This is a genomic window from Methanosarcina soligelidi, from assembly GCF_000744315.1.
GTDB lineage: Archaea > Halobacteriota > Methanosarcinia > Methanosarcinales > Methanosarcinaceae > Methanosarcina > Methanosarcina mazei.
Window position 1 is genome coordinate 3,584,454 of the sequence record NZ_JQLR01000001.1, and the last position, 22,783, is coordinate 3,607,236.

Below are 22,783 nucleotides of genomic sequence, written 5' to 3' on the forward strand. Positions count from 1 at the left end.
GATAAAAAATGGTTTTTGGGGCCAGCTCTGATAATTAAAAGTTAATCTGTTGTGGTAATTATAGATACGGCGCTATCAGCGTTATTAAATGAGCGTATATGTTCTAGACTGACAAAAGCTCGTTTACTATATATAATCTAGTTGAATAAAGAAGTAAATAAACTCTGGCGCAGGCCTGGAGCCATTTTATTAATTATATTGAAATATGGGGTATGAAAAAATGAACTCAGTCAGAGGCATCCAGAAATGGCTGGCATTTGGGTTGAGTGCGGAGCAGGAGGATCGCTTCCGACAGGCTAACTTTGGTGAGGACATATCTCAGGCCCGGATTTTTATTTTTCTGGTCCTCCTGCCCTTTGTAGCTCTTCTGGTCAATGACTATGGTTTTCTTGGGTTTTCAGGTAAATTCTATGCGCTTTGTAACTATTCAGGTTATAGTTAACGGCGCTCCCTTGAGCGCCGCTATAATACCCTCCAAAACAAGTAATCCGTTCTTTCTAATTGTAGAGATGTAAGCTCTCATTCTGCAGAAAGCTTGCGCTCCTTGTGTTGTTCTGAAAGTTCCTGATATCTTTTGCTGTAGTTTCATCATCCTGATATCTCTTTCTGCCTGATTATTCTCAAACGGAACTTTCAAATCTTTCAGGAATCTCAGGATCTTTTCTTTGTGTTCTATAAACCTATCCAACAGATTCCTTGCTTTTGTCTTTGGATTCTTTCCACGTTTTCCTTGTTTTTCAGGATTTAGAGATTGTGGATTTTCCTCAATCCCTTTCATGATTATAGCATCAAACCTTTCTTCCAATGCTTTAATTTGCTCAAAGTCCAGTTCTTTGACTTGCTCCTTACATTCATCAGTATACTTTTTCATCTCAGTGAGTAATTTATTCATTTCTTTAGCCCACTGCTGTTTATAGTTCTCTTCAATTCCAGTAAGTTCTCTCTGTAAATGAGCATTACAGAGAGCATGATCACAGTCATAAACGTTGTAAGGTTTCCATCCGTCGTGAACTGCTACTCCCTTAAACTCCGGAAGAATTCCCATAGCGTCTATTGCTTCTGCTCCTCTTTTTGAGTGAGGTAAATAACAGGTGTATTTGTCATTAGAAGCTACATGAAGCCAGTGTCTTTTTCCTTCGATTTTCATACCAGTTTCATCAAAATGGACAACATAAGAAGTCATTAATTTCTCTCGAATAATGTTTTCAAAACACTCTAAATTCTGGAAACATTCTTTTTCTGCTCTAATTATCGTAGCAGGACAGATTTTTATTCCCATAATATCCTCAAAAAACTCAGAAATTCTTTCATAGGGGATAAAATGGTGATTTTTACAGTAAATAGCTGAAGCTAAAATATTTGGACCATACTGAACTGGATATTTTACTGATTCAGGAAAAACAGCTTTATTTATTCTTCCACAGTGAGGACAGGTCTTAATCTGGCTTTTGTGTTCTGTAACAATCAGGTTTACAGGAGGAATATCAAAGACCTGTCTTTTCTCATAGGCTTCAACTTCAACATTCTCAAGAGTATGGCCACATTCTTTGCAGCAACTCAAAGAATGTTCTATTACCTACTCAGGATCATCAACCATTTCAAGAGTTGTTCCAGGATGACCATCTTGACCTCCAGGTTTCTTTCCGCTCTTTTTACGGAGACTCTTGGGATTAGGTTTCTCCTTGACAAAAAAATCAGTAGAAGGAGGGCGACTGCTGTTACGACTGTTTTGGTTTAAACGAGATTCTAAGGCTATCAACCTTTCAGTAAGTTCTTTAATTTGAGTTTCAAGACTCACAATGTAAGCAATGACTTCAGGGTTTGAAGCACACAAAGCAAGAATCTCTTCACGTGTAAGCATGATAACGAAACAAAATAGGATTCAATTTATATCCAATTTTTCCTCGAAAAGAGGAAAAATTGTAGCCTTTAAAAGGCTGCCTGAATAGTTACTGCGCTTTTAGCGCTTAGACTTGTTTTTACTGCGTACACAGTCCTGTTCCTCAAAAGCCTTAAAGAACTTTCAAACTATCACTCCTATGACCGGGCTGTATTCTTTTGGGTTCTTTTTTTCGCGCTTGCCAACATCGCGATTAATTCGACCCGACCTGAAAACTTTGTCGCTCATACAATTGTCACAGTCCTCGCGGTCTTCATCATAGTTCTCGCTATCCCAAACCGGTTTACAAACCAGGTTATTATGGCTCTGGTGTACACTATCGGGCAGACATTAATTATTGTACCCGGTCTGAGGGTATCGCCACAAGCTTCCTTTGTGGTGCTCCTCAGCATGTTAATGGTGAATGCCATTGCCGTTATATCTAGCTGGCTGCTTCATTTCTGGCGCAGGCGGGAATTTCTGACTCGCGAGGAAATACAAAAGTCAAGGGTGGAAACTGAAATACAGCTTATCGAGCGCAAGAAAGCTGAAGAGGCGCTACGTGAGAGTGAAGCATTACTTTTCGCTTTTCTCGAGCAGCTACCAGTAGGTACCGGACTCTTTGACCCCCAAGGACGCCGGTTGATCAGCAATAGTTTACTCAGCGACCTCGTGAGTGGCTCAATTCCATCGCGTGACTCTGAAAATAGCTGGCGTTGGCGAACATGGGGAGCTGATGGTCACCTGATTCCGCAATCCGAATGGCCCGGAGCAAGAGCACTTAAAGGCGAGAACGTAACTCCAGGGTTAGATTTTCTCTATACTTTCGACGGTGGGCTAGAAATCTGGACTCGCGTAAGCTCTGTACCTTTCCGCAACAAGTCTGGGGAGATCAAAGGCATTATTACTGTTATCCAGGACATCGACAAGCAAAAGCAGGCCGAGGAGGCATTAAAAAGAAGCGAAAAAGGCCTTGCTGAAGCTCAGAGAATATCTCACCTTGGAAATTGGGATAGGAATCTTGCAACTGATAAATTGTACTGGTCTGATGAATTGTATCGTATTTTTGGACTTAAACCTCAAGAATTTGAAATGACTTATGATACATTCTTAGATTATGTACATCCAGAAGATCGAGACTATGTAGATAAAGCCGTTAAAAAAGCTCTAAACGAAGGTTCCTTTGATATTAATTATAGGATTGTATCAGCTAATGGAGAAGAACGAGTAGTCCATTCTCAAAGCAAAGTTGTTTTTAGTGAGAAGAATACCCCTGTTCGGATTAGAGGGATAATCCAGGATATTACCGAACATATAAAAGGAGAAGAAAAAATTCAGCACCTGGCAAACGTTGTGGAGTCATCAGATGATTCTATTTTTTCACAATCTCTTAAAGGCATTGTTACCAGCTGGAATAAAGGAGCAGAGCAGGTATATGGTTATTCGGCTGAAGAGATTCTGGGGAAAAATGTCTCAACACTTGAGCCAGAGAATTTAAAAGGGGAAATAAAAAAGCTGATTGAGAGAGTTAAAAATAACGAGAAAATAAGATACTACGAAACTTTACGATTAAGAAAAGACGGCACATTAATAAATGTTTCAGTAACTCTTTCTCCAGTTTTCAGTTCTTCTGGAGAACTTATGGCGGTTTCAACTATTGCCAGAGATATTACTGAGCGCAAGCGGGCAGATGAGGTTTTACGGAAGAGTGAGGAGCGCTTCCGCGCTCTTGTGACAGCCAGTTCGGAAGTGATATACCGCATGAGCCCGGATTGGAGATGTATGAACCGGCTTTGTGGCCGGGGTTTTCTTTCCGACACGGAAAACCTGAACCCCACCTGGCTTCAGGAATATATCCTCCCGGAAGACCAGCCATACGTGACAGCCGTCATCAATGAAGCCATTCGGACGAAAAGCATTTTCGAACTGGAGCATCGGGTCAGGCAAGCAGACGGCAGCATTGGATGGACTTCCTCACGTGCAGTTCCGCTTCTCGATAAGAATGGCGAAATAATTGAATGGTTCGGTGCCTCCAGCGACATCACAGAGCGCAAGCAGGCAGAGGAAGCTCTGGCAAAAATGGACATTGCCCGCCAGAAGGAAATTCATCACAGGATAAAAAATAACCTGCAAGTTATTTCTTCCCTCCTGGATCTTACGGCTGAGAGATTCAATAACAGAGGGTGTATTCAGGATTCCGAAGTCCTTAAAGCTTTCAGAGAAAGCCAGGACAGAGTTATATCCATGGCTCTGATACACGAGGAACTGTACAAAGGTGAAGGGTTCGAAACTTTGAACTTCTCATCCTATATTGAGGAACTTGCTGAGAACCTTCTACAGACTTATGTAGTCGGAAATCTCGATATTAACTTGAAGATGAATCTGGAGGAAAATGCATTCTTTGATATGGACACTGCAGTTCCTTTAGGAATGATTGTCAATGAACTTGTTTCGAACTCTCTTAAACATGCATTTCCCGATAGAAAGGAAGGAGAAATCCGGATAGAACTGTATAAAGAAGAAAACGGAGAATGTACAAAAAGCATAAACGAAGACTGTAAGATTACCAATTTCGTTCTGACCGTTTCAGATAATGGCGTGGGCATTCCTGAAAAATTCGATATGGAAAGTATTGACACTCTTGGCATGCAGCTAGTAACTTCCCTTGTAGACCAGCTTGATGGCGAGCTTGAATTGAAAAGAGACAATGGGACAGAATTCTCTGTGCGTTTTACGGTGACAGATAGAGATAATCAGTCATCTGCGCAAGGAATCAAACAATCAATTGAATAATATCATTTATATTGAGATCATCCATATTGAGATCATCCCAAAACTTGATTTAATCTCATTATTGCTGCTAATATTATAACTCCCAGGTAGGATATTTCTTTTATTTCATACCTTGTAAACACCTTTTTACATGCCTCTATCCAGCTAAAGAAATTTTCGATCATACTCTTCTTTTTGAACTCATTCCATCTACCTTTATCGGACTTTCTCTCTTCTTTTTCTTTCTATTTCTAATGTTTCCTGGTATATGGACTTTATTCAGTGTCTAAATTCCTATGTTGAATTCCTATGTTGATCTTAACTATAAGAGGGTCGCCCGCAAAAGATCAAAGGAAGGTTCGGAGATTATCCGTATGGAGGTTATTGCGTTTGAATTGCAGCACTTACACCAGATTCTAATTGAACCTTAATATTTTTACAGTTCTTTTTTACAGTTCGTTTATATCTATAATTTTAAGGAGTGGTAGAAAACAACTTCAAATTTCCACTCTGGAAATAGCTTTATAATCCCAATTTTCAAGTCATATCACAGACAAATCAGCATATAATGGTTTGAAATTATATTTTCTTCATTCCTTAAGCATGATGAAAACGAGAAGATAAGATAACGGATTCTGGAAGAGCTCCCGAGACCGACGTATCCCCCAATGTTAGAAGCTAATATGGAAGGATAAGGAATGGACTTTTCACCCGAGGACAGGGCGTGGTTTGACAGTAATCCTGATATTAAATTCGGCTCTAAGGAGTTGGGCTTTGGCGGTGCTGGTATAGTTTATGAACTCGATAATAATCCTAATCTTGTGATCAAAGTACCAAAACGGTTCATACCTTATACTGATACTGAAAAAATGCAAGATATTGATACAAGAACTAAGTTATTTAGGGTGCTGCTTCTTAAAGAAATCGAAACTTACAACAAACTTAAAAAACTGAAAATTATTATCCCTACTCGAGTTGTAAAGCTTGGAGTAAAAACAGCAAGCGGAGAGGACTATTTAGGATTAGTTCGACCCAAATTAAAAACTTCTTTATCAGATTTAATAAAGCTATCAGATGAACAACTTTTCGAGTTTCGAGAAAATCTGGTCGAGCTTAGCGAAGCGGGCTATGAGGTTGCAGGGTGGCTTCAGGTGGGGATAGACAGTCTGGGAAAAGTCCAGATTTACGATATTGGGGATATAAAACACTGTGAAGATAAAAAAAGTGCGTATAGTAGAAATGGTAATACGTGGTATACATTTTTATATTGCACTGAAAAAGTAAAATATTTTTTTAGTGATCCATCAAGGACAAAGACTTTTTTCAAGCTTTACAAACTCTATTAACTGATTTTCCATTTATCCTTTTTTTAGCATCGACCTTTTTTTCCGGTCATCTCTAGAAAATTGAAGACTCTATGTTCCATTGGAACTTTATCTATATCTTTATCTTTCATCTTTATTGCCGGCTGCTTGTTCATGTTTAATTCAATTTTTCGTAGAGGGTATTCATGATTGTCGCTTAGATTCGCTCAAGGACCCGAGGCTCCCCTACGTCTTCTACGAAAATGCGAAATGCCGCCAGTTGTTTTCTAGCAGCCGCCGCCAGCTCGCTTTTTTCCTGCGCTCGTACTCATTGAGTTTCTCTGGCGTCCAGCCCCATCCATGCCATATCTCTTTTCTGACCCTGTATTTCACGGCAGATATGTCCAAGACTGTTTAATCCCCGCTCAGGTATTTCCTGGTATGCTTGTGGAAACGTGTGGGTATAGACCGGCGTGTAATTCCTGCCACATAGATTATGTAACCAGTTTCTTATACAGAGGTCAACAAGTGGACGCCACGATTTTCAGGAATCACGGGAAGATTGGATTCTGTCTCAAATTTTGGCCATGCGTATGGGCCTGTCCGCTAAATGTCTATAGTCGTTTCTGTTTCAGTCGGAATATTATCGTAAAAGAAAACCGTTTTATTCTTTTTTTCGTTTTTATCATCATATAAATAGTAAATAATGTTTTCTGGTATCGTTTACATTCCAAATATAATCTCCTCTGGAAAATTACCCCAACATTCGCACAACCAGCCGCAAATCAGATAAAAAAACATTAGCATCCAGCATCAGACAATAATAAAAAAATAAATAAATACATTAAGAAGTACGTAATAAAGAAACATAGTTATTTTTGTATTTTTGTTGTCTTATAATACCTGAGAGGATCGAATAAGAGAACTGGAATCTAATACAAAATATAGGCGATTATCGTGGGTTTGTTTGATTTTGCACCGATCTCGAGAGAGGATGTCTGATGGCACACGAAATTCCAAAACAAAATGAGATAGATTTTGAACCGGCATTGGAAAAAGTCTATGGAGAAGACAGCATAGTTGAGATGTTTGCAAACTCTCTGGAAATTATTGAAAGAGCCGAACCAGAACTCATAACCTTTTTAAAACAACTTGAAATTGATATTAAACCAGCATTGGAAAAGGTCTATGGAGAAGACAAAGTAGATGAGATGTTTGCAAATATCCTGGAAATTATTGAAAGAATTAGATCGGAACGTACAGCTTCTTTAAAAATGGAAGATATCACAAGAGATAGCAGCTGGTATAAAGATGAAATAATGTACACGTTTTATGCAGATCAATTTGGCGTAAAAAATGAAAATGCTGCCAATACATTTAAAGATTTAATAGAAATGCTCCCTTATCTTAAAGATCTGGGAGTAACAACACTTTATATTTTGCCGTTTATGGATTCTCCGATGGGCGACGCGGGCTTTGATGTTCGAGACCCTCAAAAAATTAGAGAAGACCTTGGTGGGATGGATGAATTTGATCAGTTTATAGGAGAAGCGAAAAAATATGGGTTTAAAATCCAGGCAGATTTAGTATTGAATCATTTTTCGGACCAGCATGAATGGTTCCAGGACGCTTTAAACGGTGATGTCAGTAAACTGGGTTATTTCATATTTCGAAAAGAACCACCGGAGTATGAACGTTCGCAGGACGGTACGATAATTAAATATATTGAAGAAGACTGGACCCCTCCATCAGAAAGGAGGATGATTTTTACTGATGCCTGTGAAGAAACTCACTATAGAAAAATCAGCATTGGTGGAGAGGATTATTATTTCTATCATACTTTTTATCCTTTCCAGCTTGATATAAACTGGGAAAATCCTGAAGTTCTTTACTATGTCTTGGAGAAAATGATAGGTTTTTGGAGCAATAAAGGTATAGATATATTTAGATTAGACGCTATCCCTTTTCTTATAAAAGAAAAGGGTACAAATGCTGAAAATCAACCAAAGACCCACTGTATTATCAAAATTCTAAGTTCATTTAATCAGGCAATCGGCCCCAGATCGATTTTCCACGCTGAAGCTTGTGAGCCCCCGGAAGAGGTTCTTAAATATTTTGGTAAAGAACGCACCTTTAATATTTATGGAGGCGAAAATTTAACTCGAACAGATGGGGTTCAGGTTGCTTACAATTTCCCTCATATGCCTGCGATTTGGGCAAGTCTGATTACAGAAAATAATGAATTTTTTTGGAATGTACATGAGGAAACTCCTGCTATCCCGGAATCCACCGCATGGGCTCAATTTTTAAGAGTACATGATGAATTGACCGTTGAAATGGCTGATATTAGTACTCGAGAAATTATTTATGGTTCATTAATTTCAAAAGGTGAAGAATTTAAGGGTCTTGGAATTAGCGGCAGAATGGCTAATTTCTTAGACGAAAATCCCGCGAAAATCAAACTTGCTTTTGCTATACTTCTTTCTCTCCCCGGGATACCTGTGATTTACTATGGAGATGAAATTGGAGCCAAAAACAACACGGAATATGGAAAAAAAGCCGAAAAAAAGCGTAAGGAAATTCTAAATAAAATAAATATAAACTTAAGCTGTTTTGATAGCCGTGATATTAACCGTGGTCCTATTTTAAAGAGCGACTTCTATAGTTCAAAGAAAGATAATATAATCTACAAAACAGTCAGGAACTTAATAGAAGTGCGAAAAGGGATACCTGTTTTAGGAAGAGGAAAATTATCCAGGTTAGAATCAGACAAAAAAGAGATTTTTTCCTATCTGATAGATAGTGATGATCAGTATGTAATCATTGTAAATAATTTATCTGGAGAAGAATTGGAGACTTCTCTTACATTATTAAATGATTTAGCTGAAAAGATCAATAAAACGACATGTATGGTCAATCTTATTAACCGTGAAAAAATAAACGTTTGTTTAAAATGTGAAAAATTAATCGTTTCTCTTGAGCCGTACCAAACCCTGTGGTTGAACTAATCCCAAAACCTCTAATCTTAATTAAAATAAAGAAGATGGTAGATGCTGGAGTTGGTAGATGCTATGGTCTCTCTTTTAAGGGAACTGAAACTTTCGGATAAACAGCAAAGCAAGAGTACTTTCCTGGATATGGTTAATTGTATTTTCCTAATGTGTAGAATTCAAGCATATAGGCTGTAATCATCGTCATATAGGTTATCACAACCAGCAAGAAGTGTCCGGTGGTACTTGCTGATAATGAATTAACAGTTGAAGATATTAACATCGCTTCTTAATCAGGCAAGTGCATAAAACAGGTGAAAATGAATACTTACTCCAAAAACTGTGCAACTCTTGGACCTTACGAAAAACTAGCACTTATTGAGATCTTATAAAAACTAGCGTTCATTGAGATTGATTTCATATGTAAAAAACTCTGCTTACGCCAATAACGATGAAAAGCAGATTCCCTGGATGTGCGACCAGTCCGACTATGCAGTTTTTGTAAGAAGCGACCTTACGGCAGAGCCTGTCCTGAAGGCTGCAGCCACTATATAAAATTGATATCATGTTTTGAGGAATTTGCATGCTAGAGCTTTCTGAACGAGAGAAAATCCCTGAAGCATGGGACATATACAAGAGACATACCCTGTCCAATAGCATCATCAACAGTATGGTCATAAGGGATAATGGGCTGACGTTCGTAACGCAAGAGAATGGCGAGATACCTATTATAGAAAATTACGGATATGGCCTCTATTACCGTGACTGCAGGTACCTGAGCGGTTTTCTCATGCGGCTCATGGATATGCCTCCAACGCAGGTTCTATCCAGTGACGTGAGAGGGTTTAGATCAACTCTTATGGTCACCAACCCGGAAATGAAGGATTGCACGGGCACCACCGTCCCCAAAGAAACGCTTCTTGGCACTATTGCCACGGTCATACCGGGCTGCATCCGGCACAGCCAGACTATCCGGAACTTCAACACGTTCCCTGTGACCCTGAGCCTTACTTTTGAATTCAACGCAGATTTCGCAGACATGTTCACAGTCAGGGGCATCGCCCCACCGACCTCCGGAGAAGTGTTGCCTACCAGGTTCGATGGCAAAAAGCTTTACTTATCCTACGAGGGAGAGGACAAACTTCATCGCAACACAATCATTGCATTTGATCCATTGCCCACAAGGGTCGAAGGAAAAAAATGCACATTTGAACTGGATATATCCCCACGCGGGTCACAGACAGTTGATGTGGAAATCTCCGTAGAGGAGATCGAGCCCGGCCAGGAACCTGAGCGGCCAGTGAAAGATCCCGATGAGCGAATGAACCAGATTATAAGGTCCTACGTCAAGGCCCTCGAATACAGTGACAGCATACCAACCAGCAACAACATTTTCAACAGCATCATGGTGCGCTCACTGTCTGACCTGAAAATGATGCGCATGAGCCTTAACGGTGATGTGTTCCATTCGGCCGGGGTGCCCTGGTATGACACATTATTCGGGCGAGATAGCATAATCTCAGCTCTCCAGCTATTGCCTTTCGATGCAGGGCTGGCAAAAAGCACACTGCTGGTGAACGCAAAATTCCAGAGCAACAGATCAGATAACTGGAGGGACCAGGAGCCCGGCAAAATGCTTCACGAGCTGAGGCAGGGCGAGCTAGCGAACCTGAACCTGATCCCGCATTCGCCTTACTACGGCACTGTCGATGCTACTCCTCTGTTCCTGATCCTCCTGGCCGAATACGTAAACTGGACCGGGGACATCGAACTGGTCAAGCAGCTGGAAGGCAATGTGGATATGGCCCTGGAATGGATCGATGTCTACGCCAATCTGGAAGGAAATGGTTTTGCCTACTATGCGGTGAGATCCCCAATGGGCATTTACAACCAGGGATGGAAGGACTCTCCCGATTCCATCAGCCGCTCGGATGGCACTCTGGCGAAACAACCGGTCGCCGTTGCCGAAGTACAGGGATACGTGTACATGGCGAAGAGGCAACTTGCACCTCTATTCAGGCAGCTGGGACGGGAAAATGATGCAGCAAGGCTGGAAAAGGAAGCAAGGGAACTGAAAGAGAGGTTCAACCGTGAATTCTGGATGAAAGACAGTCAATTTTTCGCCCAGGCACTGGATGCGGAAGGCGTATGTGACGTGATATCGTCTAACCCGGCACAGTGCCTGTGGACAGGAATTATCGATCAAAAATACGTAAAATACCTGGTCGACAGGATCTTCAGAGACGACATGTTCACCGAATGGGGCATTCGCACGCTATCATCTAAAGAGCAGCGGTACAACCCGCTGGGATATCACAACGGCACGGTCTGGCCGCATGACAACGCAATCATTAGCATGGGCTTGAGAAAATACGGGTTCATCAATGAAATGTCCTTATTGTTCACAGGCATATACGAGGCGGCCAGGACGTTCGAGGGCTACCGCCTGCCGGAATGCTTCAGTGGGCTTACTCGCTCTGAGTACGACATCCCCGTGAAATACCCGATAGCCTGTAGCCCGCAGGCATGGGCGTCTGGAACCATACCATGTATGCTCACAGCCTGCCTGGGCATAGCTCCTGATGCCCTGAACAACCGGCTGATTATCAACAAGCCACATCTGCCTTCTTGGCTGGACAATGTGCAGTTCAACAACATGAAAGTTGGAAACACATTGACCGCTCTGAATTTCAGGAAGGCCGAGTACGAGACGCTGGTCAACGTATCAAAGAAGATCGGGGACATCAATGTGCTCATCGAGTATTAAATTTTGGGAATGAATAAAAAAGAAACTAATTGAAAAAAAATTGAATGAAACTGGATAACAATAGAATTAGAGCGTATGGCAAAAGTAACAATATACACCACAGGCACCTGCCCGGTGTCTACAGAATCAAGACCATTACTGAGGTGGAATTAATGTTGGCCAGCTTTGTCCCGTGTCCAGGCTTCCTTCCCAGCTTACCTCCGACAAAGATTGTGCATCCGGTTTTTTGTGAAATTGAATTTTTATTATTAAGGTACCCACATCGAAACTGTCTCCTATATATGAGCCACTATCGTATAGAAAATAGTTCCCTAATGTATTTTACAGATACATTCTACAAATATAGTACACTACACCTCAATGATTCAGAAACTGGATCTGCAGATATGAAAGAATGAAAAAACCGGGAGTAAACTGAATAACAGTTTTAAAGGTGATAAAATATGTTTTGTAATCAATGTCAAGAAACTTTTAAGTCAATAGGTTGTACGAAAAATGGAGTATGCGGCAAGAAAGGGGAAGTTGCAGATCTTCAGGACAGATTGATCTATGTCCTCAAAAGCATCTCTTTTTATAATCTTAAAGCAAGGGCTGCAGGTCTGAATGAAGAAGCAACAGATCGTTTTATTCTTGACGGCTTCTTTGCCACTCTTACTAACACTAATTTTGACAAGGAGGAAATTGAATCCTATATAAAGAAAGGATTTGAGCTCAGAGACAACATTAAGGCAAAGCTTCCTTCGGGAATAATAGATGCCGAAAAAGACCTGCCTGCAGTGGCTACAGTTACCCCTGAAAACATAGGAAATTTGGATGTTGCTGTTCACTCAACTGCAGATGAAGATATCCGATCCCTTAGAGAACTTCTCACCTACGGGATGAAGGGAATGGCCGCTTATGCACACCATGCCTATATTCTGGGATATAAAGATGAAGCAAGCTTTGAGTTTATAGAAAAAGGACTGTTTGCAACAACAGACGACAGCTTAGGAGTAGAAGCCCTAACCGGCCTTGTCCTGGAGTGCGGACAGAAAGGTGTCTCTGTCCTCGCCCTGCTTGACAGAGCAAATACAGAAACATATGGAAACCCTGAACCGACAGTAGTTAATATAGGTGTAAGAGATAGGCCTGGAATACTTATCAGTGGGCATGACCTGAGGGATCTCGAACAGCTCCTTGAGCAGACAAAGGGTACCGGAATAGATGTTTATACCCACGGAGAAATGCTGCCTGCAAACTCTTATCCTGCATTTAAGAAATATGACAATTTCGTAGGCAATTACGGAAATGCCTGGTGGAGACAGAACGAAGAGTTCGAAAAGTTCAACGGCCCCATCCTGCTGACAACAAACTGCATAATCCCACCAAGGGAATCATACAGAAACAGGATCTACACTACAGGAGTCGTGGGTTTTGAAGGGCTTACCCATATATATGAAAAAGAAGATGGCACAAAGGACTTTACTCCGCTTATAGAACAGGCAAAAATGAGCAAGCCACCCGAGCAACTGGAAAGTGGAACAATAGTCGGAGGTTTCGCACATGATGCAGCCATTTCTGTTGCAGATAAGATAATAGATGCCGTAAAAACCGGAAAGATCAGCAGGTTCATGGTCATGGCAGGCTGCGACGGCAGACATAAGGAAAGAGCTTACTACACAGATTTTGCAAAAGCCCTACCAAAAGACACCGTAATCCTGACAGCCGGCTGTGCAAAATACCGCTACAACAAACTGGATCTTGGAGATATAGAAGGAATCCCAAGAGTAATCGATGCAGGTCAGTGTAATGATTCATACTCTCTTGTAGTAATAGCTCAGAAACTTGCAGAGGCTTTCGGCCTCAAGGACATAAATGATCTCCCTGTTTCCTACAACATAGCATGGTATGAGCAAAAAGCCGTGCTTGTTCTGCTTGCCCTCCTGAGTCTTGGAGTAAAGAACATCACCCTGGGTCCTACACTCCCAGCCTTTGTTTCGCCGAACGTCCTTAAAGTGCTGGTTGAAAACTTCAATATCAGGCCAAACACAACCGTTGAAGCTGATATGAAAGTACTTCTGAATCAAGCTTGAACTTTATGAAGAAACTGGTGTTGCGTCAACAGCAAAATATCGCATAGATTAATTGTGATTTTCAGAAATTAAATCTCTGAACATTGACGCAACACTAACTAAATTATTAAAATATACTGAATAACATAAAATTATGGTTAAAAGAGGGAACAATATGAAAGTTATTGATATGGAATCTTCACCTGAAAAGCCGAATCCTCATAATGTAAGCGTTAGAATGCTCTATGATACAGAACATGCCCAAGCAGTACATATAGAACTAAAGCCAGGAGAAGCCTTAAAAAAGCATAGCACTCCAACAAATGTCTTTTTCTATATTCTTGAGGGGAAAGGCATTGTTGAGATTGGGGATGAGCAACAGGAGGTCAGCATGGATACGTTAATTGAAAGTCCTGCAAAAGTTCCTCACCGCCTTTTGAATCCCGGAGATGGAATCTTTAGAGTACTCGTTGTTAAAGTCCCGAGACAAACCGAATCCACACGCTTGCTGTGAAGCAAAATCACACAAACAGGATAAATAAAACAATAGAGGAGAAATATGTCTACAGAAGAGAATAAAGCAATAGTCCGTCGATTCTTTGAGGAAGGGCCCTCTAAAGGAAATCTAAATATTGCCAATGAACTGCTATCATCTGATTTCACTCTTCATGTTCCTCTTCCTGTATCTTCAGGAATAAATGGAATAAAAGAAGTAATCACCTCATGCAGAGCAGCCTTCGAACACCTCAATGTTACAATAGAAGATATGATTGCCGAAGGAGATAATGTGGCTGCTCGCTTCACAGCCCATGGTATACATAAAGGCGATTTTATGGGTCTGCCGGCCACAGAAAAAACAATAACCATGACTGGCATAGAGATCTTCCGTATTAAGGATGGTAAGATTGTCGAGTTGTGGGGTGAGGCTAACCTTCTCGGCCTGATGCAACAGTTAAGGAATTTTCCTTCACCTGGGAACCAGGGTTAATTTACTGGAAGGATGGCATATCAGAAAGGTCCTGACCTGCTAATAGAAGCTGCGGCAAAGGTTCTGAAAAAAGAATGCACAGTTTGTACTCACAGGAGAAGGGGAAATGCGCGCCCTTTGTGAATATCAAGCTCATAAACTTGGGATCGGAAATTCCTGTAACTTTCTTGGGTATGCCGCGGATAATACTGTGATAGACTGGTTTAATGCCTGTGACCTTGTTTGCATTCCTAGCAGGAACGAGCCTTTCGGAATTATCGTACTTGAAGCCTGGGACGCAAGTAAACCGATAGTTACAAGTGATCCTTGTAGGAGGCGCAACAAGGATGCTCGCCGTGGTTGAACTTGTGGAAAACTTCAAAACAGGCATTATTGCTTATAAAGAACCCTCTTCTATTGCCTGGGGCCTAAATTATATCCTTGAAAGGCTTGGTCGTAACAAGATGGGAGAAAAAGGGAACTATCTTCTTAAACAGAAATACAACTGGAAAACCATAGCTGAAAAAACTTTGAAAGTATATGAGAAGCTGGTTGAAAAGCACAAATCCAGTTTCTGAAAATCAAAAAACTGATATTTCTCTTAAAGCTATCAAGGTATTTTCACCCAAAAATGGGAACCTTTACAAGCAATTGCCTGAAAAAGGATCAGTATAATAAAATTTAAAGCCATCAAATTTAGATCTTCAATTTGCTGAGAATGAGTTTTCGTGTATATAAACTCACATTGGAAACAGTTGGTAGTATTTAAGGGAAAATATTGAGAGTCGAAAAGTTACGTGCGGAATCGGATCTTGAAGAATCAGAACTTTATGAGAGTTGCAGGACGGAATTAAAGCAGCTGAGGTGCGAGCATCTAAAATGAGAGACAAACTGATCTCGGCCAAGCAAGAAATGATGGAATTGAAAAGGAAATAGAACTATTAAAAAATAATATGCTACAAACTGCAATATTAGAATCAGCAACTCAGACTTCGGGCTATTGCTTTTAGTCGTTAAATCTGGACACGTAGAAACCATTTAGAGCCCATCCGGAAAGTAAAAAGTGAGTAGAGGAAAAAATGAACTCAGAAAATGTTTAAATAATTAAAAGGGGGGGAAGTAGTTGATTCGACTAAAAAGGATTTACGAACAACCATCAGACCATGATGGATTCAGGGTACTTGTAGACAGGCTTTGGCCCAGGGGACTTCGAAAAAACGAAGTCAGGCTTGACCTGTGGTTAAAGGAGATAGCTCCCAGGGACGAACTTAGAAAATGGTTTTCCCATGATCCTGAAAAATGGGAAGAGTTCAGGAAATGCTATCTTGAAGAACTGGAACTAAAGGAAGAATATGTACAGAAACTCATGGATAAAGCGAAAGAAACTGACCTGACCCTGCTCTATGCCGCAAAAAATGAGGATTTAAATAACGCCGCAGTTTTAAAGGAGTACCTGGACTCAAGATTAAAGAGATAGTGATCGCGAAAAATTGAATAGACAAAACTAGCTCTCCGATTCCGAACCATTTTAATAAAACTTGATGTTTCAATCTACCCAACGATCAAGAATTCTATTCTGAAATAAGGAATTTATTTGGAATCGCAGTACTAGTTACACAACATCAGCCGCAATTCACTGAAATTCTTTAAATGGAATGTTCATGGTTTTATCCGTTAATGACCTTCATTTTCCTGGTATATTATTGATGGCGGCGCCCGTATGAGATAACATAGGCAGCGTTACGAAACTGGATCATAGGGTCGGCCGGCTCGATTCCCTCGGGTAATTGGGCGGGAAGGAAGAGAAGATCACGTTCCACTGCATCAGTATCTGGGATAACTTTTGTGATCTCGATTAGGCCTATATCGGCGAGCCTGCGTGTGCCAGGCCACGCAATTGAAGGATCGTCTATTTTATCTCCCGGTTCCGATATTTGAACGCGTAAATCGAACTTAACTGGTGCGCGTGCCAGACGCTGGCGAATCTCGTCTGCAAGGTAATCAGGAGAAGCTTTTTCAATCTCCTCTGCAGACAAAAACTGGTTTCCCTCCTCAGGCTCGATGCGGTAACGACCAAAAACAACCTGATCCTGTGCATTGGTGAACTTGTAACTGTTGACTCCAAAATAAGTGAGCGTTGCATAGCTGACTGGCGGAGGCTGTTGTGATTCCAGGAACGACTTCGCAACTGGATGTGTTGCAAGGTAAGTGTCAGCCGGCGTCGGAGTAGCAGCTCCGGGTCCACTTGAGCCAATTGCAATCAGGAGTTCCCGAAACTCATCAGTAGTGGCGGAGGGAAATCCATTGAACGAATGTATCACAAGATCTGTCTCCGATCCGTCCGGTAGATGAAACTTCACTGCCATACCTCGCGGATTTGCAAGATCATCCGTGTCTGATATTGTAGGTATGCCTGCAAAATCGGAAAAACGAACTGTCACGGGGACTGCTGCGTTCTGAAAATGCGGCGCCTTACTCAATGCTGCCGCCGAAGGGCTGGGGAGAAATCTTCCCTCTAACACGATGCCCTTCGCATGGATTGCTCGATTATAGGTTTGCTTGCCGAAAACCAGATTGATTGCATCGACTAATTCAGCCGGTGTCGAGCTTTGGGGCGATGAAGCTTCTAGCTCTTCTTCTGCCCGTTTCTCTCCAATTTCGTCATTCAAAAAGGTATGATGCGCATCATCCAATGGCATTACAGACTCTCCTTTCAATTACTTTGCTTATTAGCTTCATGTTGAAAGACCTCCCAACCTTCTGTATTACAACGCAACCCAATATCATAGGTTAGCAACTCTTTGGGTGATAGCAATTCTTTATGGTGCTTTTTAATCATTGTTTCTCTAAAGAATGTTTATTCCAAAACTCACCAAAGACTGGCAGTTTTGCCCCTGTCTGATGTATTGAAAAAACCGAGCGAATCCTCGTTCACTGATCTTTAAGAGTCGTGCACATACTATTCGACGCATCCCTGCAGGTCTCAGCGTGATGTCCTTGACGATCTTGAAAGAGAGAAGAGTCGAGATGCCGATCGGGACTACCTGCTCCTTGTCTCCATGCAGAATCAGCTGGCACATCGAACTTCTTTGAGGAACCAGCTGATCACATACGCCTTCTTCCCCTCCTCAAAAATGCAAATAAAACATTGACAATTCTACAAGAGGTTGAACTGCTTCAGACAACAATATCGTAATAACTTCTTTTATGAACTAAAGTTTATTTCTGCCAATTTACTGTCTGCTTCCAGATATAGCATTTTTATTTTCTAATTATAAATCAGGTTGCTTTACCGTTCTGGCAGAAGTACATAGACGGCGTTCCTTCTCCGAGATTGTACTCTTTCCAGACTGCACAGGTATAACAAATGCATTGCTGGTTAGGGTTAAGATCCTGACAGGTGGTTTTGCCTGTGGAACAGTATACTCCTGGAACGTTTTGAGGCTCCGGAACATCTCCTTCCCGTGCAGTTTCCAACCCTTTCATAAAACTATCAAGTTTATCCATTGCACATTTGCTGTCAGCCTGGACAGGGCACTTTGGGCACATACATTTTTTGACATTCTCTAAAGTGTATGCAACTTTCGAATTCCCTCTCTTATCCATTTTATCCCCCGAATAATATTAATTAAAAAATATTCATTCTATATCTTAAATTTAGAACATAAAAGCCTTTTCAGTTTCCGGAATAATCACAACTTATGCGGTTGGAATGAAAATAAGTTTTTAGTACTCAGGTTAATTCAACAACGTAAATCCTATTGCATACGTGTGTCATATGTCGATTTACCTAAATTATACGGGATCAATTTTCGAGTAATCATCGATTAGTGGGGTAAAAATGATTTTTTGAAACAAAAGTAGTTGAGACTATTCAGAGAACACCTGATATAAAGAGCGTAAGGTTTGAGAAACCTCAGGGATTCCATTACCTTGCATTCAGACGGAAAACCCAAACATAAAAGTAATTGAAACAATTACTAAACCCGGATCAGACTGGAAGGGTGTGTCAGAGAGAGTCAATGCAGAAATGGTCAAAAGATTTATACCAGATTTTATAGAGCGCACTTTCTATACAAGTGGCCCTCAGAAGATGGTAGACGCAATCGTCTCTCTTTCAAGGGAAGTGGGAATTCCGGAGAAAAGGATAAAGCAAGAATATTTTCCGGTTATGATTAATTTACGAGCAAAATTCACAAAAAGAAGTAGAACTTACAAATGATCAAACGGCGGTCGAAAAGGAAGAGAAAAGATATGAGAAAAAGGGTCCAGAATTAGGCTGAATAAAAAATATTTCCTTTTCCATGAATCTCACTACCTATTAACCGCTACCAGGCTCGTGCTTTTGCCGTCTCAAACCTGTTTTGTTAAGAATACTTCTTAATCAGCTGCCTATATCCCGGGATGCAGCCCTGAACGGTTTGTAAAGCTCTTTCTGAACTGAAATAAAAAAAGTTTTGACTAAATGTGTCACGATCCATGGCAAAGATTACCCGGATTTTTTTAGTGAGATGTAAGTAGATTATCTTTATCCCATGAACCTCCACCAGAGTTTGGAGAAATCAGGTAGCATTATTGAGAGAAGTTAATATGAGAAAAGTTATATTCATGTCTCACGTTTACGAATCCTATGAAAAAAAGATTTTCCAATAAAGTCCTGATTATTGGTTATGGTTCAGTTTCACAGTGCACCCTGCCCCTTTTACTGGATAAGCTCGATATCCCGCTTGAAAACATCACCTTAATTGATTTTGAAGACAAGTCAAAAGCCCTGAAAAAATATACAAATCAGGGATTAACGTTTGTCCGTGAAAAGATTACCCCGAAAAATCTGGATCAGGTCCTGTCACAAAATATGGAAAACGAAGGAATGATCATTGATCTTTCGTGGAATATCGATGCCAATGAAATCGTCAAGTGGTGCCATGACCACGATGTACTGTACGTTAATACTTCGGTTGAAGTATGGGACCCTGCTGAGAAATTTCTGACTCAAAGTTTATTGGAAAAATCTCTTTATTTACGGCAAATGAGACTGCAGGAACTTTCCCGCGACTGGAAAGATGCTCCGACTGCTGTTGTTGACCATGGAGCAAATCCGGGCCTGATAACTCACTTCGTAAAACAGGGCTTGCTGGATATTGCCGCCCGCACCTGTGAAGACAAAAAAGTATCACCCGAAGACGAACAGGAAATTACTCTTCTTGCAAAAAACAGGGACTTTGCCCGCCTGGCTCAGAAGCTGGGAATCAGGGTGATCCACTGCAGCGAGAGGGATACTCAAATTGCCAGCCGGCCAAAGGAAGTTAATGAATTTGTAGGAACATGGAGCATTGAAGGATTAAGAGAAGAAGGAATTGCTCCGGTTGAAATAGCCTGGGGTACCCATGAGAGCAAATTGCCTCCCCTCGCACATATACCACCTTACGGACCGAAAAATGTAATTCTCCTTCCTCAGATGGGCGTTAATACATGGGTCAGGTCGTGGATACCTGACGAAGAAATTGTAGGTATGGCGATCCGTCACGGAGAATCATATGGCCTTTCAAAACTGCTAACTGTCTGGGAAGGTGAAAAAGCGGTCTATCGCCCCACAGTACATTATGCTTACATGCCCTCTCATGATACCCTTTCCTCTCTTTGCGAATTGCGTGGCAGGAATTATGAGCTTCAACCCAGGCTCAGGATCATGACAAATGAAATCGTATCCGGCGAAGATATAATGGGAGCACTCCTGATGGGCCACTCTTATAATTCCTGGTGGACCGGGAGTGCGTTGAGCATTGAAGAAGCAAGGTCCCTCGCTCCCGGCCAGAATGCTACAACTCTTCAGGTAGCTGCAGGCATTGTTGCTGCCATACTATGGATGCTTGAAAACCCGCGGGAAGGCGTTAAAACACCTGAGGACCTGCCCCATGATTTTGTCCTGGATATTGCCAGACCGTACCTCGGGAAATTTATTTCGACACCTTCGGACTGGACACCACTCAAAAACCGCAAAATATTTTTCAAAGAAAGCCCCGCCGTGAAGCACGACCCGGATCCATGGCAATTTGAGAATTTTATTTTCGTAGGTTAATCCGGAGTGAGATATTCCAGGTAAACCCTTTCCAGAGCAGACTAATCAGAACAGACTGATCAGAGCAGACTGATATCTGGCCCTGGAGGGAGCTTACCTGATTTCTGCGTTAAAATTGCATTTCTCATTATCTTTTTTCGGCTTTTGCTGTTATTCAACTTTCGAGCCTCAATTTTTATCCTGAACTCAGTTTTTATCCTGAACTCAATTTTTATCCTAGACTCAATTTTTATCCTAGACTCAATTTCTATTAGAGACTCAATTTCTATTAGAGACTCGGTCTTAAAAGCCCCGGTTTTAAGAGACCCGATTTTATAGGGATGCGGCTTTTATTTTGAGTCCTTAACTCACTAAAAACTGAATTCATAGTTCAGAGCATCTAATTGTTATTACATAGAATTTTCATCACATATGAAGATATAAAATAAATTAGAGCATTCCCGGATCTCAGTTTGTTATTGTTTGTTCAAAAGCATCATTCTTTTAAATATGAGTATTTTTATATAGGACAAATTAGAAAGAAAAGCTTTATCAATTAATTATACAACTAAGGACAGATGAAGCAATTTTCATTTGATCCAAGTATTCCCATATAGGACATATAAGAAAAAATGTATATTAATTATTTAAAAAATAAAGAGATATAACCCACGGTCTTTAAAAAAATATCGTAAGTAGAGGATGCGGATATAACGAAAACAAAAGAAAAAAACAGATTAGATTGCTTTAGCTTCAACAAACCTTCTTTTAAACGCTTAACAGATACTGAAAATTAAATCTTCTTCTATGAATTTCAGATGAGCATATAATAGTCAATAGAGTATCCGATAAAAAAATTGTTTTAAAAAATCTTATTGATCTGGAGTAATCATGTCAGAAAAGCATTCCAATTATCATTCACACGGGAAGAAGGAAAGTTCCGAACAGTCACATAAGAGTTATGAGCACGCCTGTACTCATTCCAGAACTCACTCCCACAGGCACAGGCACAGTCATACTCACGGAGCTGTAGATCCTTCAATAACTGCTACCAGCAGAGGGCTCTGGGCTGTCAAATGGTCTTTCATAGGGCTTATGATCACAGCCGTCCTGCAGATTTTCATTGTGTATGTCTCGGGCAGTGTTGCCCTTCTTGCTGATACCATCCATAACTTCGGGGACGCATCAACAGCGATCCCCCTGGCAATCGCCTTTTCCCTGGCAAGAAAAAAACCGAGCAAACGCTTCTCTTATGGTTATGGCAGAGCAGAAGACCTTGCAGGTGTGATCATTGTTATCCTCATCCTTTTCAGTGCAGCAGTTGCGGGCTATGAATCCCTGACACGCTTCTTAAACCCTCAGCCCGTAGATCATTTGAAAGCTGTAGCAATTGCCGCAATCATAGGCTGTATCGGAAACGAAGTTGTTGCAGAGTTCCGCATGAAAGTTGGAAAAGAAATTGGGAGTGCAGCCCTTGTCGCAGATGGATATCATGCCAGGGTGGACGGCTTTACCAGCCTTGCTGTCCTGTTAGGGGCAATCGGTGTGTGGTCAGGATTTCCGGTCCTTGACCCTCTTATAGGCATGCTGATAACAATAACCATTCTCAAAATAGTTCTTGATTCCAGTAAACTCGTATTTACTCGCCTGCTTGACGGCGTTGAGCCTGAAATCATCGACAGGGTAAAAAATATTGCTGAAAGCGTTGAAGGTGTCTGTGAAGTAACAGACCTCAGGGTGCGCTGGATAGGGCACAGGCTCCATGCAGAGATCAAGGCTTCCGTTCCTTCTTCACTTTCCGTTGAAGAAGGGCACGAAGTTTCCAGCGCAGTAGAAAAAAAGCTTCTGGAGAATTTTTCCTATCTTTCCGACATCATTATCCGCGTAGACCCCCTAAAAGCCTCAGGGGAATGTTGTCACAGTGAGACTGAAAATCCAGATATGCAACATGGAAAACAAACACACGTTGTAAATGTCTATCCCCAATGAGTTTCC

The 22,783-nt window shown here is 41.1% G+C and carries 15 protein-coding genes and 2 pseudogenes; 13 read left to right on the plus strand and 4 right to left on the minus strand.

Features of this window, described 5'->3' with window-relative positions:
• Window positions 1-220: 220 nt before the first annotated feature.
• A complete protein-coding gene (locus M886_RS15345) occupies window positions 221-442 on the plus strand; it encodes a hypothetical protein (protein WP_152558049.1) in 222 nt (73 codons plus the stop codon).
• Here the strand turns inward: M886_RS15345 and M886_RS15350 are convergent.
• Window positions 428-1,861 (minus strand): annotated as a pseudogene (locus M886_RS15350) (IS66-like element ISMma13 family transposase). The gene M886_RS15345 and the pseudogene M886_RS15350 sit on opposite strands and share 15 nt — an antisense overlap.
• A gap of 339 nt (window positions 1,862-2,200) precedes the next feature.
• On the opposite strand from M886_RS15350, the gene M886_RS15360 reads away from it, so the two are divergent.
• Window positions 2,201-4,672, plus strand: a complete 2,472-nt coding sequence (locus M886_RS15360) for a PAS domain S-box protein (protein ID WP_053228908.1) — start codon at window positions 2,201-2,203, stop codon at window positions 4,670-4,672.
• Window positions 4,673-4,704: 32 nt separating this feature from the next.
• Here the strand turns inward: M886_RS15360 and M886_RS19420 are convergent, their stop codons facing one another.
• Entirely contained in the window at window positions 4,705-4,836 is a 132-nt protein-coding gene (locus M886_RS19420) for a hypothetical protein (protein ID WP_259637115.1), read from the minus strand.
• A 513-nt stretch (window positions 4,837-5,349) separates the two neighbouring features.
• Between M886_RS19420 and M886_RS15365 the strand changes: the two genes are divergently transcribed.
• The 9 genes and pseudogenes from M886_RS15365 (at window position 5,350) to M886_RS15400 (ending at window position 16,207) form a co-directional block, all read left to right on the plus strand.
• Complete coding sequence (locus M886_RS15365; RefSeq protein WP_048038672.1) at window positions 5,350-5,997, plus strand: hypothetical protein; 648 nt, start codon at window positions 5,350-5,352, stop codon at window positions 5,995-5,997.
• Between the two features lie 959 nt (window positions 5,998-6,956).
• Window positions 6,957-8,963, plus strand: a complete 2,007-nt coding sequence (locus tag M886_RS15370; protein ID WP_048038674.1) for an alpha-amylase family glycosyl hydrolase — start codon at window positions 6,957-6,959, stop codon at window positions 8,961-8,963.
• A 387-nt stretch (window positions 8,964-9,350) separates the two neighbouring features.
• Complete coding sequence (locus M886_RS18725) at window positions 9,351-9,500, plus strand: hypothetical protein (RefSeq protein ID WP_155397867.1); 150 nt, start codon at window positions 9,351-9,353, stop codon at window positions 9,498-9,500.
• 28 nt (window positions 9,501-9,528) lie between these two features.
• Window positions 9,529-11,712 (plus strand): amylo-alpha-1,6-glucosidase, encoded by a 2,184-nt coding sequence (locus M886_RS15375; protein WP_050035715.1) that lies wholly within the window; start codon window positions 9,529-9,531, stop codon window positions 11,710-11,712.
• A 443-nt stretch (window positions 11,713-12,155) separates the two neighbouring features.
• Complete coding sequence (gene hcp, locus M886_RS15380; protein WP_048038676.1) at window positions 12,156-13,784, plus strand: hydroxylamine reductase; 1,629 nt, start codon at window positions 12,156-12,158, stop codon at window positions 13,782-13,784.
• A gap of 154 nt (window positions 13,785-13,938) precedes the next feature.
• Window positions 13,939-14,277, plus strand: a complete 339-nt coding sequence (locus M886_RS15385; protein ID WP_048038525.1) for a cupin domain-containing protein — start codon at window positions 13,939-13,941, stop codon at window positions 14,275-14,277.
• 45 nt (window positions 14,278-14,322) lie between these two features.
• Window positions 14,323-14,751, plus strand: coding sequence for an ester cyclase (locus M886_RS15390; protein ID WP_048038526.1), 429 nt, complete (start codon window positions 14,323-14,325; stop codon window positions 14,749-14,751).
• Window positions 14,752-15,308 (plus strand): annotated as a pseudogene (locus tag M886_RS15395) (glycosyltransferase family 4 protein); the annotation flags it as partial.
• A 545-nt stretch (window positions 15,309-15,853) separates the two neighbouring features.
• Window positions 15,854-16,207 (plus strand): DUF488 domain-containing protein, encoded by a 354-nt coding sequence (locus M886_RS15400; RefSeq protein ID WP_048038679.1) that lies wholly within the window; start codon window positions 15,854-15,856, stop codon window positions 16,205-16,207.
• A gap of 223 nt (window positions 16,208-16,430) precedes the next feature.
• Here the strand turns inward: M886_RS15400 and M886_RS15405 are convergent, their stop codons facing one another.
• Window positions 16,431-17,429: a catalase family peroxidase gene (locus M886_RS15405; protein ID WP_080925746.1), complete on the minus strand. Its 999-nt coding sequence runs from the start codon at window positions 17,427-17,429 to the stop codon at window positions 16,431-16,433.
• 580 nt (window positions 17,430-18,009) lie between these two features.
• Entirely contained in the window at window positions 18,010-18,336 is a 327-nt protein-coding gene (locus M886_RS15415; RefSeq protein ID WP_048038529.1) for a DUF2769 domain-containing protein, read from the minus strand.
• Window positions 18,337-19,360: 1,024 nt separating this feature from the next.
• Here M886_RS15415 and M886_RS15425 point away from each other — a divergent pair.
• On the plus strand, window positions 19,361-20,809 hold the full coding sequence (locus M886_RS15425) for a saccharopine dehydrogenase C-terminal domain-containing protein (protein ID WP_048051445.1): 1,449 nt from the start codon (window positions 19,361-19,363) through the stop codon (window positions 20,807-20,809).
• A gap of 870 nt (window positions 20,810-21,679) precedes the next feature.
• The gene (locus M886_RS15430; protein WP_048051446.1) at window positions 21,680-22,777 is read left to right on the plus strand and encodes a cation diffusion facilitator family transporter; all 1,098 of its coding nucleotides are present in this window, start codon (window positions 21,680-21,682) and stop codon (window positions 22,775-22,777) included.
• Window positions 22,778-22,783 lie beyond the last annotated feature (6 nt).

Excerpts from the sequence above, each read along its gene's own strand:
- M886_RS15385 (WP_048038525.1), top strand. The coding sequence starts at position 13,939 with ATGAAAGTTATTGATATGGAATCTTCACCTGAAAAGCCGAATCCTCAT.
- M886_RS15405 (WP_080925746.1), bottom strand. The coding sequence starts at position 17,429 with ATGCCATTGGATGATGCGCATCATACCTTTTTGAATGACGAAATTGGA.
- M886_RS15425 (WP_048051445.1), top strand. The coding sequence starts at position 19,361 with ATGAAAAAAAGATTTTCCAATAAAGTCCTGATTATTGGTTATGGTTCA.
- M886_RS15430 (WP_048051446.1), top strand. The coding sequence starts at position 21,680 with ATGTCAGAAAAGCATTCCAATTATCATTCACACGGGAAGAAGGAAAGT.
- M886_RS15360 (WP_053228908.1), top strand. The coding sequence starts at position 2,201 with ATGGCTCTGGTGTACACTATCGGGCAGACATTAATTATTGTACCCGGT.
- M886_RS15375 (WP_050035715.1), top strand. The coding sequence starts at position 9,529 with ATGCTAGAGCTTTCTGAACGAGAGAAAATCCCTGAAGCATGGGACATA.
- M886_RS15390 (WP_048038526.1), top strand. The coding sequence starts at position 14,323 with ATGTCTACAGAAGAGAATAAAGCAATAGTCCGTCGATTCTTTGAGGAA.
- M886_RS15415 (WP_048038529.1), bottom strand. The coding sequence starts at position 18,336 with ATGGATAAGAGAGGGAATTCGAAAGTTGCATACACTTTAGAGAATGTC.
- M886_RS15345 (WP_152558049.1), top strand. The coding sequence starts at position 221 with ATGAACTCAGTCAGAGGCATCCAGAAATGGCTGGCATTTGGGTTGAGT.
- M886_RS15365 (WP_048038672.1), top strand. The coding sequence starts at position 5,350 with ATGGACTTTTCACCCGAGGACAGGGCGTGGTTTGACAGTAATCCTGAT.
- M886_RS15370 (WP_048038674.1), top strand. The coding sequence starts at position 6,957 with ATGGCACACGAAATTCCAAAACAAAATGAGATAGATTTTGAACCGGCA.
- hcp (WP_048038676.1), top strand. The coding sequence starts at position 12,156 with ATGTTTTGTAATCAATGTCAAGAAACTTTTAAGTCAATAGGTTGTACG.
- M886_RS19420 (WP_259637115.1), bottom strand. The coding sequence starts at position 4,836 with ATGATCGAAAATTTCTTTAGCTGGATAGAGGCATGTAAAAAGGTGTTT.